Here is a 14344-nt window from a genome sequence, read left to right as displayed (position 1 = left end):
CCCCATTCTCGCGATGGGGTTTTTTTTGCCCTCAATCGAACACGTACATATATTTTTCACATTCACATGGCTATAGTGGCGGCCCTTGTTGGGGAGTAGCCTGCTCTTGACTCCGGTCACAGAGCGTTCGCATCAACATTCTCGGCAGCATGCCGTGGTGCGAACACCTTCTGGTTGGCGAGACCAACGATGCATCCATGCCTAAAGTCGGGCGTGTGGTTGCGTCGTTGACTCATAGCCCGACTGGATATAACCGTGAATCCGATTTCCCTCCTCTTTCTCGCGCTTGCCATGTCCACGGACGCCTTTGCTGCGGCCCTTGGTAAAGGAGCAAGCCTGCATAAACCGCGCTTTCTCGAAGCATTGCGCACGGGCCTCATATTCGGCGCCATCGAAACCATCACGCCAGTCATAGGCTGGGGTATCGGCCAGGTGGCTGCGCGCTTCGCCGAGAGCTGGGACCATTGGATCGCTTTCACTCTGCTGCTGGTGCTCGGCCTGCACATGATTTACAACGGTATCAAGCAAGACGATGACGAAGAGCAGGAAAAGCCGGGGCAGCATTCTTTCTGGATTCTTGCCGTCACCGCATTCGCCACCAGTATCGATGCACTGGCGGTCGGCGTAGGCCTGGCATTTGTCGACGTCAATATCGTGGTTGCCGCCCTGGCCATCGGCCTGGCGACTACCGTCATGGTCACCATCGGCGTGATGCTGGGCCGGGTACTGGGCACCATGGTCGGCAAACGCGCTGAAATCGTTGGCGGTATCGTACTGATCGTGGTCGGTGCAACGATTCTTTACGAGCATCTGTCGGCGCTGTAATCGACTTACAGAACGCGTCGAGCAGACAAAAAAACCCGCATCTTTCGATGCGGGTTTTTTATGGGTACAGCTTTTACAGCCCGATTACACGGTGATGCCCTGCCCGCTCATGGCCAGGTCCAGTAGCTCGCGGTTGGCAACCGCGTACATCGCGTAATCCGTGCCGCTTGCCGCACGCAGTTCGACCAGCATGGCACGCCAGCGCTCGACCATCAGAGCATGCTGTTCCAGCCACAGGGCCAGACGCGCGTCGATTTCCGAGGGACCGTCGACCATCTGCAGAACAGACACGGTGATTGCCCGCTGTTGCCAGTCGACATCGTCACGGAACGCTTCACGCGCCAGCGCCTGCCAGTTGTTTTCCACCGGCAGACTGCTGATCTGTTGCAAGTACCAGGTGATGTCCAGCGCGCTGCCAACGGCAAAGTATGCCTTGGCGACATCGGCAGCGTTCTGCCCGGTCACGTCGGAGGCTTCGATGATCGGCAACAGCGTGTACAGATGTGTCGTACCGGCGACCATGCGCGCCAGCAGTTCCGGCACACCGGCTTCGACATACGCCTGATAACGGGTCTGCCACATCTCGCGGGTAGGCCCTTCCAGCAGCTCGTCAAGCTTGAGGCCCAGTGCAGCGAGGTGCGGACCGAAGTGCGCCACGTCACGGCCAGCGTCCAGCTCATTGCGACGACTGCGCAGGAACCAGCGCGTGGCTCGACGCCCCAGACGCATCAGCTCATCCATCAGCGCCAGCTGGATTTCCGCCGAAACCTTGTAGTCCAGCGCCTCGATCTGACGGAACCAGTGCGGCAGGTGGAAGATGTCACGCACGATCACGTAGGCACCGGCCACCGCAGCCGCGCTCATGCCGGTCGACTCTTTGAGCCGCTGCACGAAGGTGATGCCCATGTGGTTGACCAGATCGTTGGCGATCTGCGTGCTGACGATCTCGCGCTTCAGACGATGGCCGCGCATGGCTGTGGAAAACCTGGCGCCCAGCGAAGGCGGGAACGCGGTTTCCATATCACGCGCCAGATAGTCGTCATCCGGCACACGGGATTCCAGCAACGCTTCCTTGAGGTCGATCTTGCTGTACGAGATCAACACCGACAGCTCGGCACGACTCAAGCCCTGCTTGGCTGCAATCCGCTCGGCAATCTGCTCTTCGGCAGGCAGGAATTCGATGGCACGATCAAGCTTGCCACGCGCCTCCAGGTCACTCATCAGACGCTTGTATTCGGCAATCCGCTCGTAAGCGCGACGGGCTGCCAGCGACAACGCCTGGGTCTGCTTGTAGTTGTTGCCCAGCACCAGGTGGCCTACTTCATCGGTCATGCTTTCGAGCAACTGATTGCGCTGCTTCTCGGTCATGTCACCGGCCTGCACCACTTCGTTGAGCAGGATCTTGATGTTCACTTCGTGGTCGGAACAGTCCACACCGCCCGCATTGTCGATGAAGTCGGTGTTGGTCGCGCCGCCATTGAGGCCGAACTCGACACGGCCCAGCTGGGTCATGCCCAGGTTGCCGCCCTCGCCCACCACCTTGCAGCGCAGCTCGTTGCCGTCGACGCGCAGCGCATCGTTGGCCTTGTCGCCCACATCGGCATGCGATTCTTCGCTGGACTTCACGTACGTGCCGATACCGCCGTTCCACAACAGATCGACCGGCGCCTTGAGCAGCGCATGCAGCAGTTCGGTCGGGGTCAGCTTGTCGGCCTTGATATCGAAGCGCGCCTTCATCTGTTCGGTGATGGCGATACTCTTCAGGCTGCGCGGGAAGATCCCGCCGCCAGCGGACATGATGCTGGTGTCGTAGTCGGTCCAGGACGAGCGCGGCAGATTGAACAGGCGCTGACGCTCTGCAAAGCTGCTGGCCGGGTCCGGATTCGGATCGATGAAGATGTGCAGGTGGTTGAACGCTGCGACCAGTTGCAGCTTGTCAGACATCAGCAGGCCGTTGCCGAACACGTCACCGGCCATGTCGCCGATACCGATCACGCTGATGCTGTCCTGCTGCACATTGATGTCACGTTCACGGAAGTGACGCTGTACGCCCACCCAGGCACCCTTGGCGGTGATGCCCATCTTCTTGTGGTCATAACCGGCAGAACCACCGGAAGCGAAGGCGTCACCCAGCCAGAAGCCGTAATCGATGGCAATGCCGTTGGCGATGTCGGAGAACGTCGCCGTGCCCTTGTCGGCGGCCACCACCAGATACGGGTCATCGTCGTCATGCCGCACGACGTTGACCGGCGGCACCAGCGCGCCTTCCTTGAGGTTGTCGGTGATGTCCAGCAGCCCGGAGATGAAGATGCGGTAGCAGGCGATTGCCTCGGCCTGCACTTCGTCGCGGTTGCCGGTGGTCGGCAGGCGACGCGGCACGAAGCCGCCCTTGGCACCTACCGGCACAATGACCGAGTTCTTCACCTGCTGGGCTTTTACCAGGCCCAGCACTTCGGTACGGAAGTCTTCCTCGCGGTCCGACCAGCGCAGGCCGCCACGCGCCACGTTGCCGAAGCGCAGATGCACGCCTTCGACACGCGGCGAATAAACGAAGATTTCAAACTTGGGCACCGGCTTGGGCAACTCGGGGATCAGGCGCGGGTTGAACTTGAAGCTGAAGTAGCCCTTGCTCTGCCCGTTGGCATCGGCCTGATAGAAGTTGGTCCGCAGGGTTGCCTTGATCAGGTCCAGATAACGACGCAGGATGCGGTCTTCGTTGAGCACCTGCACGTCGTCCAGCGCAGTCAGAATCGCCTGTTCCAGACGCAGCTGCTTGTCGTCAAGATCGTCGGAACCCAGCTTGCGCGCCAGATAGAACCGGGTCTTGAACAGACGCGTCAGCTCGCGGGCGATGTCGGTGTGGTTGTTCAGCGTGGTGGCGATGTAACCCAGGTCAAAGCCCAGACGAATCTGCTTCAGATAGCGCGCATAGGCACGCAGCAGTGCCACGTCGCGCCACGGCAGGCCGGCGGTGAGTACCAGACGGTTGAACGCATCGTTTTCGGCATCGCCGCGCACGATGTGCACGAACGCATCCTGCAGGGTGTCGTTGAGCTGCTGGATATCGAGGTTCAGACCTTCGCCGTAAGTAAAGGCGAAATCATGAATCCAGAACTCGCGACCGTTGGCATGATGCAGGCGGTACGGGAACTCGCCCAGCACCCGCAGGCCGAGGTTTTCCAGAATCGGCAACACGTCGGACAGGGCCAGCGGTGTATCGGCGTGATACAGCTTGCAATGCAATTGCTGGCGGCCACCGGCCAGTGGCTGGTAGAAGCTCATCACCAGCGGATTGGCTTCGCTGAGGCTCAGTACGTGCTGCATGTCGACGACTGCCGAATGCGCCGCAAAACGCTCGCGGTAGCCAGCCGGGAAGCCTTTCGGGAAGTCGGCCAGCACATTGGTGCCGTGCGCTTCACCGAAGCTTTCAACCACCAGACTGGCGTAGTCGTCCTTCCACGAACGGCACGCCTGAATGACTTCGTTTTCCAGCTGGGCGACGTCGATCTCCAGATTGATCTTCGGGTCTACGCGCAGAATCAACTGCACCCGCGCCAGCACCGATTCAGAGAAGAACGTCCAGAACTCGCAATCGCTGGCCTTGAGGCGATCCATCAAGACCTGCTGGATCTTCTGGCGCACTTCGGTGGAGTACACGTCGCGTGGCACATAGGCCAGGCAGTAGCAGAAACGCCCGTAAGGGTCCTTGCGCAGGAACACGCGAATCTTGTTGCGCTCCTGAATCTGCACGATCGACATGACCGTGGTGAACAATTCGTCCACCGGCGTCTGGAACAGGTCGTCACGTGGCAGCACTTCGACCACCTGCGCCAGTTCCTTGCCCAGGTGCGCCTTGGCGTCGAAACCGGAGCGACGCTCGACCTCGGCGACCTTGCGACGGATGTACGGAATCTGTCGCACGCTCTCGCCATACACCGACGAGGTGTACAGGCCCATGAAACGACATTCCTTGATGACCTTGCCGGACGCGTCGATCTGCCGGATCGAAACGTAATCCGGGTACGCCGGACGGTGCACGCGGCTTGGATGCGCCGCCTTGGCAAACGACAGCAGCACCGGTTCCTGCAGGTATTTCACCGCGTAGTCTTCGATGTGCAGCTCTTCGCGGGTCAGACCAGGGCGCAGCAGTCGGGTCAGCCCCAGAAAGGACGACTCGTCGTAGACCAACTGGCCGCCTTCGGCGTCGTTACGCACTTCGAACTCTTCGTAGCCCAGGAAGGTGAAGTGGTTGTCCACCAGCCATTGCAGGAAGACCTTGATCTCGGCTTTTTCCTCGACGTCGGTGTTGGACTCGTTGGCATCGATACTGGCCAGCAGCTCGTGCAGACGCGCTTTCATCGGCCCGAAATCTTCGACGGCAGCGCGTACTTCGCCCAGCACCTGCTCCAGCTCGCGCGCCAGCACGTTCAACTCGCTGACGTTGGCGCAGCGGTCGATCTCCAGGTACATCAGCGATTCCTGCAGCACGTCGTCGCCTGCGGTGCCTTTGGGCAGCAGCTCGAGCAATTCGCCAGCAGCGCCGCGACGCACGCTCAGCACGGTGGTCTGCAGGGTGTGGATGCTGTAGCCGCGGCGGTTCAGCTCGGTGCGGACGGAGTCGACCAGAAACGGCAGGTCATGATGCAGCACTTCAACGGCAGTGTGAGTCGATTGCCAGCCGTGGCGCTCGTAATCGGGGTTGTAGACCCGGACCTGCGGGTGAGCATGTTCGAAATGCTCCAGCAGGCGCCATGCGGACAAGGTGCAGCCTGCCAGGTCGGAAAGCCGCCGCTGGGTGAGTTCGTCGAGGGAAATAATGCCGAAGAATTGCTCGGCGAACAGCGCCACTTGTGGCAGTGCCTGTTCGCTGATGTGCTGAGCCAGTGCCGCTTGCAGTTGATGCTGGAAGTCGGCCTTGCTGGCTGCGGTGAAGAACGCCATCTGTGGTACTCCGCTTTGGCTTTTATTGGGGAGGCTTGAAGAAGGTGTTGAAACCGGGGTGCCCTTGCATCCAATCGCGTGGGCATCACCTGATCGAGTGTAAAGCTAAAGTAGTAACGCGCGCCGTGTCAGGGTAGTCACATTTGTACATTGGAGTGAAAAAACGCTACGCGCACCCGACACCGTACACCACTTGTCCGTCACGCAGCTTAACGAGAGCTGAGCGCACACTGCTTACGAGGCTGCGACATATTCGGTCATCAGGTCGCGATACACTGCGCACGATGGTGCCAATATCGCCCGACATTATTTGCCCGGGACTGGCAAAATTCACTCATGCCTTACCTGGACAGACCCGGAGCCACCCATGCAAATCAAGACCGCCAGCCTCATCGCCAACCCGTGCGACGACGAATATGACGATATGGCGCTGCTCTGCTGCCACGCAGAAAACGGCATGCTGTTTTCCCTGACCCGCTTCCCGGACGAGAACGAAGTGGAAATCACCGTCAGCGACGACAAGTCACTGAGTGTGTCCAGCCTGAAAGTCACCTTCAGTGCCGAGCGCCTGCTGGTGGAAATCGACACACAGGACGCCAAGCAGCTCGATGGCCACCATCAGTACGAAATTCTCCACGCCACCGATGCAGGCGAGTTGCAGGACGTTCACCAAACGTTACAGGTCATTCTCGAAAACGTCGGTGAGTACACCAGCACAATCAGCTGATGATCAAAAAAGCGCTAGAGTGAGTACTTCGCCGAACAGGAGTGTGTCATGAACCGCATTTTCGACGCCCACTGCCACATCATCGACCCGCATTTCCCGCTGATCGCCAATAACGGCTATCTGCCGGAGCCGTTCGGTGTCGCTGACTACCTTGCGACGGTCCAGCCGCTGGGCGTACAGGGCGGCGCGGTGGTGTCCGGTTCCTTTCAGGGCTTTGATCAGGGATATCTTCTTCAGGCCCTGCGCCTGCTGGGACCGGGTTTCGTCGGTGTCACGCAATTGCCCGCCAGCGTCACCGATGCAGAGCTGGACAACCTGAACGCGGCAGGCGTGCGCGCCTTGCGCTTCAACCTCAAGCGCGGCGGCTCGGAGCAGCTCGACCAGCTGGAGGCACTGGCCTTGCGTGTCCATGAACACGCAGGCTGGCACTCCGAGCTGTACATCGACTCGCGAGAACTGGCGCCCATCGAAACACGCCTGCGCAAACTACCTGCCATCAGCATCGATCACCTGGGGTTGAGTGCCGAAGGGCTGCCCGTGCTCCTGCGCCTTGCCGAGCACGGTGTTCGGGTCAAGGCCTGTGGTTTCGGGCGTGTTGACTTTCCGGTGCGCGAGGCGCTCAGGGATATCCACGCCGCCAACCCGAATGCCCTGATGTTCGGCACCGACCTGCCGTCGACCCGCGCACCCCGCCCCTTCAGGCCTGACGATATCGAACTGTTGATCGACGCACTGGGCGAAAGCGGCGCCCGTCAGGCGCTGTGGGAAAACGCGGCGAGCTTCTATCGACTCTGACGCCGTGGTTCCGAGAGCCATAGCCAGCCTTCCTACATGGATACCTATGGATCATGTAGGACAATACCTGCATAAATGACAGGCACTTCTCTAAATGCAATAAAAAACGCGGTAGTCGTTAGTCGATACCTGCCTGGATGGATTAAAGTATCGCCCCCAGCTCAGCAGTCACCAGACACCGCTGTTCGCCCTGCCAGGAACCGTCACCGATGGAACATCGTGAAGCGCTGATTGCGCTGCGAACTTTTCTTTCAACGCAGATCCTTGGCCAGGAAAAGCTGATCGAACGCCTGCTCATCGCTCTGCTTGCCGACGGCCACATGCTGGTCGAAGGCGCTCCCGGCCTGGCCAAGACCAAGGCCATCAAGGAGCTGGCAGAAGGCATCGAAGCCCAGTTTCACCGCATTCAATTCACCCCCGACCTGCTGCCTGCCGACATCACCGGTACGGAGATCTATCGCCCGGAAACCGGCAGCTTCGTGTTCCAGCAAGGGCCGATCTTCCACAACCTGGTGCTGGCCGACGAAATCAACCGTGCGCCGGCCAAGGTCCAGTCGGCGTTGCTCGAAGCCATGGCCGAACGGCAGGTCAGTGTCGGGCGCAGCACCTACGACCTGTCGCCGCTGTTTCTGGTCATGGCGACCCAGAACCCCATCGAGCAGGAAGGCACCTACCCGCTGCCCGAAGCCCAGCTCGACCGCTTTCTGATGCACGTCAAGATCGGTTTCCCGGATGCCGCCGTCGAACGCAAGATCCTTCAACAGGCGCGTGGCGAAGCCCTGAACGGCGAAACCAAGCCGGAGCGTCGCGTCAGCCAGCAGGCGATCTTTGCCGCACGCAAGGAAATCCTTGGCCTGTACATGGCCGATGCGGTCGAGGAATACCTGGTACAACTGGTCATGGCCACCCGTACCCCGGCCAAGTTCGACCCGGAACTGGCCGAATGGATTGCCTACGGTGCCAGCCCGCGGGGTTCCATCTCGCTGGACCGCTGTGCCCGTGCACATGCCTGGCTGGCCGGACGCGACTTCGTCAGCCCCGAAGACATTCAGGCGGTGCTGTTCGATGTCTTGCGCCACCGGGTCATCCTGTCGTTCGAGGCCGAAGCCGCCGGTATCGATCAGGATCGCGTGATTCAGCGCATCCTCGACGTCGTGGCCGTCGCCTGACCCCATGCAACCCTACCTGATCCCCCAGCCGGGCATCCGCGTCAGCCTCAGCGAGCTGATCGAGATGCGTCATCGGGTGCGGGAAGTGCAGCTGTTTTCCACCCCGAGCCAACGCAGCCCGCTGATCGGCCTGCACCATTCCAAGTTGCGCGGGCGTGGTGTGGATTTCGATCAGGTGCGGGTCTATCAGGCCGGTGACGATGTGCGCAGCATCGACTGGCGCGTCACCGCACGCACGCAGGAGCCGCACACCAAGCTGTTCCATGAGGAACGCGAGCGGCCCATTTTCATTCTGCTGGAACAGAGCCGACGGCTGTTCTTCGGCTCCGGCCTGATGTTCAAGTCGGTACTCGCGGCTCAGGCGGCCGCGCTGATCGGCTGGGCGGCGCTGGAACACAACGACCGGGTCGGCGGGTTGGTGTTCGGCGATAACGAACACTACGAGATCAAGCCGCGACGCAGCAAACAAAGCCTGCTGCAGTTGCTCAACCGGCTGGTGCGGGTCAATCAGTCGCTGCATACCGAGATTCCGCCAGACCGCGATGCGTTCGGCACTGCGCTGCGTCGCGCACGGGAAGTGCTGCGCCCCGGCAGTCTGGTCATCGTCCTGTGCGACGAGCGCGCCCTGTCCGATGCTGCCGAACAACAACTGAGCCTGCTGTCACGGCACAGCGACCTGCTGTTGCTGCCGCTTTCCGACCCACTGGACCGCGCCCTGCCCGCTGCCGGTTTGCTGCGCTTTGCCGAACGCGGCGCGCAACTCGAAATCGACACCCTCAACCCCGAACTGCGCCGCGCCTACCGACAACAGGGCGAGGAGCGCACGGCGCGCTGGGAGTTGCTGGCGCAGAAGCTGCGGGTATTGCTCATGCCATTGAGTACCCAGGCGGAGCTCGTCGAACAACTGCGCGAATACCTCAACGCGCGACGTCCGGTGAAGCGCAAATGAATCCCCTTGATCAACTGGAGCCGCTGATTGCGCCCGAAGCCGTCGGCTTCTGGCCGCTTGCGCCGGGCTGGTGGCTGCTGCTGTTGCTGATCCCCGTGGCGGGCTGGGGTCTGTGGCGCTTGCGCAAACTGCTGCCGGCCAAGGCCCGCAACGTGCGCAGCGAACAGCCGCTGGACCCGGTTCGCCTCGCCGCGCTGGCGGAACTGGCCAGCCTGCCGAAACCCTACGACGGCGCGCCGGCCGGTGCCTGGCTGCAGCAGATCAACGGCCTGCTCAAGCGCCTGTGCCGTAACCACTACCCACACAGCCAGAGCCATACCCTTAACGGCCGCAAATGGCTGGCGTTCCTCGACAATCGCTGCCCGGCGGCCGGCCTGACGCGCTGGATGATTCTGGTTGAAGGCGCTTACAAGCCCGAGTGCAAACTGGACGACAAGGCCATCACCGGCCTGACTCAGGCGGTCGATACCTGGATCCGCAAACATGTTTGAGTTCGCCTGGCCGTGGGTCTTCGCCCTGCTACCATTGCCGTGGCTGATGCGCGCCCTGCTGCCCATGGCCGACAGCGGCGAGCCCGCGCTCAAGGTCAGCTTTCTCAGTGAACTCGAAGGCCTGAGCGGTCGCCGCGCCAAAGCCAATCTGCCGGTGTGGAGACAGCGTGCGCCGTTCTTGCTGATCTGGCTGTTGCTGCTGATCGCCACGGCGCGACCGCAGTGGCTGGGCGAGCCGCTGCCGGTAGCTGGCAGCGGCCGCGATCTGCTGGTGGCGGTCGACGTGTCTGGCTCGATGGACTACCCGGACATGCAATGGAAAAGCGATGAAGTCAGCCGGCTGGTGCTGGTGCAACAACTGCTCGGTGACTTTCTCGAAGGCCGCAAGGGCGACAGGGTCGGCCTGATCCTGTTCGGCACCCAGGCGTTTGTTCAGGCGCCACTGACCTATGACCGCCGCACTGTGCGGGTCTGGCTCGACGAGGCGAAAATAGGCATTGCAGGCAAGAACACCGCACTGGGCGATGCCATCGGCCTGGCCCTGAAACGTCTGCGTATGCGTCCGGCCACCAGTCGTGCGCTGGTGCTGGTCACCGACGGCGCCAACAACGCCGGTCAGATCGATCCGATCACCGCCGCACGCCTGGCTGCCGAAGAAGGGGTGAAAATCTACCCGATCGGCATCGGCTCGGACCCTGACAAGGACGCGCTGCAGAGCGTACTTGGCCTCAACCCCAGTCTTGATCTGGACGAACCGACACTCAAGGAAATCGCCAGCCTAAGCGGTGGCCAGTATTTCCGCGCGCGCGATGGCGACCAACTGGAAAAAATCCGCGCCACCCTCGATGCCCTGGAGCCGGTGGCACAGCAGCCCACCCAGGCGCGTCCGGCGCAAGCGCTTTATCAATGGCCACTGGCGACAGCCCTGCTGCTGAGTGTGCTGCTGGTGCTGCGTGAGTTGTGGCCGAACAACGCCCTGCAACGCCTGCTGACGGCGGTGCGTTCCATCAACTGGCGTGAGCGCTGCAAAAGCCTGTGGAGGTCGCGATGATCATCGGGCTCTGGCCGGACTGGTTTCGCCCGGAATGGCTGCTGATCACGCCACTGCTGGCGCTGCTGATCTGGCGACTCTGGCACCGGCAGAAACGCGCCGGACGCTGGCAAATGCTGCTGCCCACCCACTTTCACGAGGTGTTGCTCAACGGTGGGCGCGGCAGCAACAGCAAACTGCCATGGGTCGCGCTGGGGCTCGCCTGGTTGCTGGCCCTTTTCGCCTTGCTGGGCCCCAGTTGGCAGCGCGTCGAACAGATCAGCCAGAAGCCGGTCGATCCAATGGTGGTGATTCTCGAACTCACCCCACAGATGCTCGCCACCGACACGCCCCCTACCCGTCTGGAACAGGCAAGACGCAAGCTGCTGGACCTGTTGCAAAAGCGCAGCGATGCGCAGACCGCCGTCGTTGTCTACGCAGGCAGCGCACATACCCTGGTGCCGCTGTCCGATGACCTGGTCACCAGCCACAACCTGCTGGAAGCCATCAGACCGTCGATCATGCCGGTGACCGGCCAGCGCGCCGATCTGGCCGTGCAGAAAGCGCTGCACCTGCTCAAACAGGGCGCATTGGGTCAGGGGCGGATTCTGTTGATCACCTCGTCGCTGAGCGAACAGGAACGTCAGGGCATCCGTGCCGCGTTGCGCGGGCAATCGCCGCCACTGCTCATCCTCGGGGTCGGCACGCCCGAAGGCGCGCCGGTCACACAGGAAAACGGCAGCCTGCTCAAGGACGATCAGGGTGCGATTCTGGTCCCGCGCCTGGATAGCACCAGCCTCAACGAATTCGCCGATCAGGTCGGTGGCAGCTATCGCCAGGCACGCGGCGATGAAGAGGACTTGCGCAGCCTTGGTCTGTTGGCCAGCCCTCGACACATGAGCCGCGACGGCCAGGTCGTGCAACTCGACACCTGGGCTGACCAGGGCCACTGGTTGCTGCTGCCCCTGCTGCTCATCGCGGCACTGGCCGGTCGGCGCGGCTGGCTGTTCTGCCTGCCGCTGATATTCATGTTTCCGCAGAACAGCCAGGCGTTCGAGTTTCAGGACCTGTGGCTGCGTCCCGATCAACAGGGCCAGCGGTTGCTGGAACAGCACCGGCCAGCCGAAGCTGCGCAACGCTTCGAAGACTCGCGCTGGAAAGGCGTGGCGTTGTACCAGGCGCAAGACTACGCCAGCGCCGCCCGGCAGTTTGCCGAAGGCAACAGCGCCGCCGACCACTACAATCGTGGCAATGCGCTGGCCCGTAACGGCGAGCTGGCAGCGGCACTGGATGCCTACGAGCAGGCCCTGGACCGGCAGCCCGACTTCCCTGCGGCACAAACCAATCGGGCACTGGTGCAAAGTCTGCTGGATCAGACCGAAGAGCAGAAGCCTGCCCAGGACGAACAGAACAAGGCCGATCAGGGCGAAGAAGGTCAGCAGGCGTCGCAAGATCCCAATAGCAGCGCATCACCCGCCGAGCAGAACCCGTCCCGATCGGATCAACCCGGCACCAGCGAAAGCCTGCCGCCGGACAGCAGCGGCCAGGCCACCTCGGGCGAGTCGGCAGACGACGAACAGACCACTCGCCCGCCGCTTCAGTCCGCCGACAGCCCCATGACCGGCGAGCGGCGTCAGGAACTGGAGCAGTGGCTGAGGCAGATTCCGGATGATCCGGGCGAACTGTTGCGGCGCAAATTTCGCTACGAACAGCAACATCAGGAAAAGACCCGATGAGTCGCGTTTACACCTTATTGATCGGCCTGCTGCTGAGCCTGATCACCTTGTCGCTGCAGGCTGCGCAACTGACCGCCAGCGTTGACCGCACGCGCCTCAACGCCGGGGAAACCGTCGAGTTGACGCTGGAAACCGACGATGTGACGCAGTTCGGCAAGCCGGACATGAGCGCCTTGGAAAGCAGTTTCGAGGTGCGCGACACGCGCCAGCTCAACAGCCTGAAAACCCTGGATGGCAGCAGCCAGGCAACGACGCGCTGGATCGTCACCCTGCTGCCTCGCGAGACAGGAAGCGTGTTGATTCCGTCGCTGCAACTGGGCGAGCTGAAAAGCCAGCCGCTGACCTTGCAGGTCCTGCAGAGCGAGCTCCAGGAGCAAGGCAACCACCTGGCATCGATCTTTATTGAAGCGAGCCTGGATCAGGACAGCGTGTATGTTCAGGCCCAGGCCGTGCTGACCCTGCGCGTCTACCACTCGGTGTCGCTGTTCGACGACAGCAGCCTGAGCCCCTTGCAAGTGCCGGACGCACGGGTCGAAAAACTCGGTGACTCGCGCACTTACGAAAAGCTGATCAACGGTGTGCGCCACGGGGTCATCGAGACACGCTACGCGATCTACCCGCAGCAGAGCGGCGTGCTGAAGATACCGGCGCAAGTGTTCAGCGCCACGCTGGTGCAGACGCCTGCCGAGGGTTCGCAAGCCCAGGACAGCAATCCGTTCGGTCCGCAGCCGGGCCGATCGGTGCGGGTCAAGTCCGCCGAAGTGCCGTTGACCGTCAAGCCCAAGCCTGCCGACTACCCGGCCGATGTCGCCTGGTTGCCGGCACGCAGTATCAACCTGGAAGAAAGCTGGAGCCCGGAGCCCGGCACTACGCAGGTCGGCGATTCGCTGACCCGCACCCTGACGCTCAAGGCCGAAGGGCTGGCCGGCGCGCAGCTGCCACCTCTGCCGCCCACAGAAGTACCTGGCCTGCGGCGTTACCCGGATCAGCCACAACTGCGCAACCTGCCCAGCGAACGCGGCCTGATCGGCACGCGCGAAGAACGCGAGGCCCTGGTGCCAGACCGCGCCGGGGCAATCGACCTGCCTGCGGTTGAAGTGACCTGGTGGAATACCCGCGAAGATCATCTGGAGCACACCAGCCTGCCCGCGCGCACCCTGCAGATCAGCAGCAACCCCGGTCTGGCGGTGGACACGCCGGTGAACAGCGACATGAGCGGCGTGACCGTGATCGGTCCGCCAGTCTGGCCGTGGCAGATGAGCACATTGCTGCTGCTTTGCACCACACTGCTCGGTTTCGGCCTGTGGTGGCGCGCCCGTGGACAGCCGGCAATCGCCCGGGCCGTGCAGACCGGGCCCAGCCCGCGTACCGTACTCGATGACCTCAAACGCGCCTGCCTGGCCAATGATCCGCAGGGCACCCGTCAGGCGCTCGACGCCTGGGCACGCCAGCAGCCGGAAACCCTGGCCGAAATGGCCGCGCGTTTCGTACCGCTGTCCGATGCCCTGGACGGTCTCAACGGTGCGCTGTACAGCGAAACCGGCAAGCTGTGGCTGGGCGGGGACCTCTGGCGCGCGGTGCGCAAGCTGCCCGCCGCCGAACATATTCAGGACCCGGCAGGTGATGCCGGGTTGCCGCCGCTGTATCCCAAATAAGGATGCAGCTCAGGCAACACCCCTAT

The 14344-nt window shown here is 62.1% G+C and carries 10 protein-coding genes and 1 riboswitch; of the genes, 9 read left to right on the top strand and 1 reads right to left on the bottom strand.

Annotation, left to right across the window (positions count from 1 at the left end):
- Nucleotides 1-83 precede the first annotated feature (83 nt).
- Nucleotides 84-249, top strand: a riboswitch (yybP-ykoY riboswitch).
- Between the two features lie 6 nt (nucleotides 250-255).
- Complete coding sequence (gene mntP / locus ACW55A_RS12030; protein ID WP_004414091.1) at nucleotides 256-825, top strand: manganese efflux pump MntP; 570 nt, start codon at nucleotides 256-258, stop codon at nucleotides 823-825.
- A gap of 84 nt (nucleotides 826-909) precedes the next feature.
- Here the strand turns inward: mntP and ACW55A_RS12025 are convergent, their stop codons facing one another.
- Nucleotides 910-5766: an NAD-glutamate dehydrogenase gene (locus ACW55A_RS12025; RefSeq protein WP_455808075.1), complete on the bottom strand. Its 4857-nt coding sequence runs from the start codon at nucleotides 5764-5766 to the stop codon at nucleotides 910-912.
- Nucleotides 5767-6133: 367 nt separating this feature from the next.
- On the opposite strand from ACW55A_RS12025, the gene ACW55A_RS12020 reads away from it, so the two are divergent.
- The 8 genes from ACW55A_RS12020 (at nucleotide 6134) to ACW55A_RS11985 (ending at nucleotide 14318) form a co-directional block, all read left to right on the top strand.
- Nucleotides 6134-6493 (top strand): hypothetical protein, encoded by a 360-nt coding sequence (locus ACW55A_RS12020; RefSeq protein WP_004414094.1) that lies wholly within the window; start codon nucleotides 6134-6136, stop codon nucleotides 6491-6493.
- Nucleotides 6494-6541: 48 nt separating this feature from the next.
- Nucleotides 6542-7288 carry an amidohydrolase family protein gene (locus ACW55A_RS12015; protein WP_046719731.1) on the top strand — a complete coding sequence of 249 codons (747 nt, stop codon included), beginning with the start codon at nucleotides 6542-6544 and terminating at the stop codon, nucleotides 7286-7288.
- A gap of 209 nt (nucleotides 7289-7497) precedes the next feature.
- On the top strand, nucleotides 7498-8457 hold the full coding sequence (locus tag ACW55A_RS12010) for an AAA family ATPase (RefSeq protein WP_003342804.1): 960 nt from the start codon (nucleotides 7498-7500) through the stop codon (nucleotides 8455-8457).
- Between the two features lie 4 nt (nucleotides 8458-8461).
- Nucleotides 8462-9406 (top strand): DUF58 domain-containing protein, encoded by a 945-nt coding sequence (locus ACW55A_RS12005; protein ID WP_498810978.1) that lies wholly within the window; start codon nucleotides 8462-8464, stop codon nucleotides 9404-9406.
- Nucleotides 9403-9897 carry a DUF4381 domain-containing protein gene (locus ACW55A_RS12000; RefSeq protein WP_004414100.1) on the top strand — a complete coding sequence of 165 codons (495 nt, stop codon included), beginning with the start codon at nucleotides 9403-9405 and terminating at the stop codon, nucleotides 9895-9897. Before ACW55A_RS12005 ends, ACW55A_RS12000 begins: the two co-directional genes overlap by 4 nt.
- The gene (locus tag ACW55A_RS11995; protein ID WP_498810977.1) at nucleotides 9890-10948 is read left to right on the top strand and encodes a vWA domain-containing protein; all 1059 of its coding nucleotides are present in this window, start codon (nucleotides 9890-9892) and stop codon (nucleotides 10946-10948) included. Before ACW55A_RS12000 ends, ACW55A_RS11995 begins: the two co-directional genes overlap by 8 nt.
- Complete coding sequence (locus ACW55A_RS11990) at nucleotides 10945-12663, top strand: vWA domain-containing protein (RefSeq protein WP_455808078.1); 1719 nt, start codon at nucleotides 10945-10947, stop codon at nucleotides 12661-12663. The genes ACW55A_RS11995 and ACW55A_RS11990 overlap by 4 nt, the downstream gene beginning before the upstream one ends.
- A complete protein-coding gene (locus ACW55A_RS11985) occupies nucleotides 12660-14318 on the top strand; it encodes a BatD family protein (RefSeq protein ID WP_455808079.1) in 1659 nt (552 codons plus the stop codon). Before ACW55A_RS11990 ends, ACW55A_RS11985 begins: the two co-directional genes overlap by 4 nt.
- Nucleotides 14319-14344: the final 26 nt, after the last annotated feature.

The sequence above is a fragment of the Plantibacter cousiniae (nom. nud.) genome, assembly GCF_977070315.1.
The sequence above is the reverse complement of the archived record's forward strand: the minus strand, read 5'-3'. Positions and strand labels throughout refer to the sequence as shown.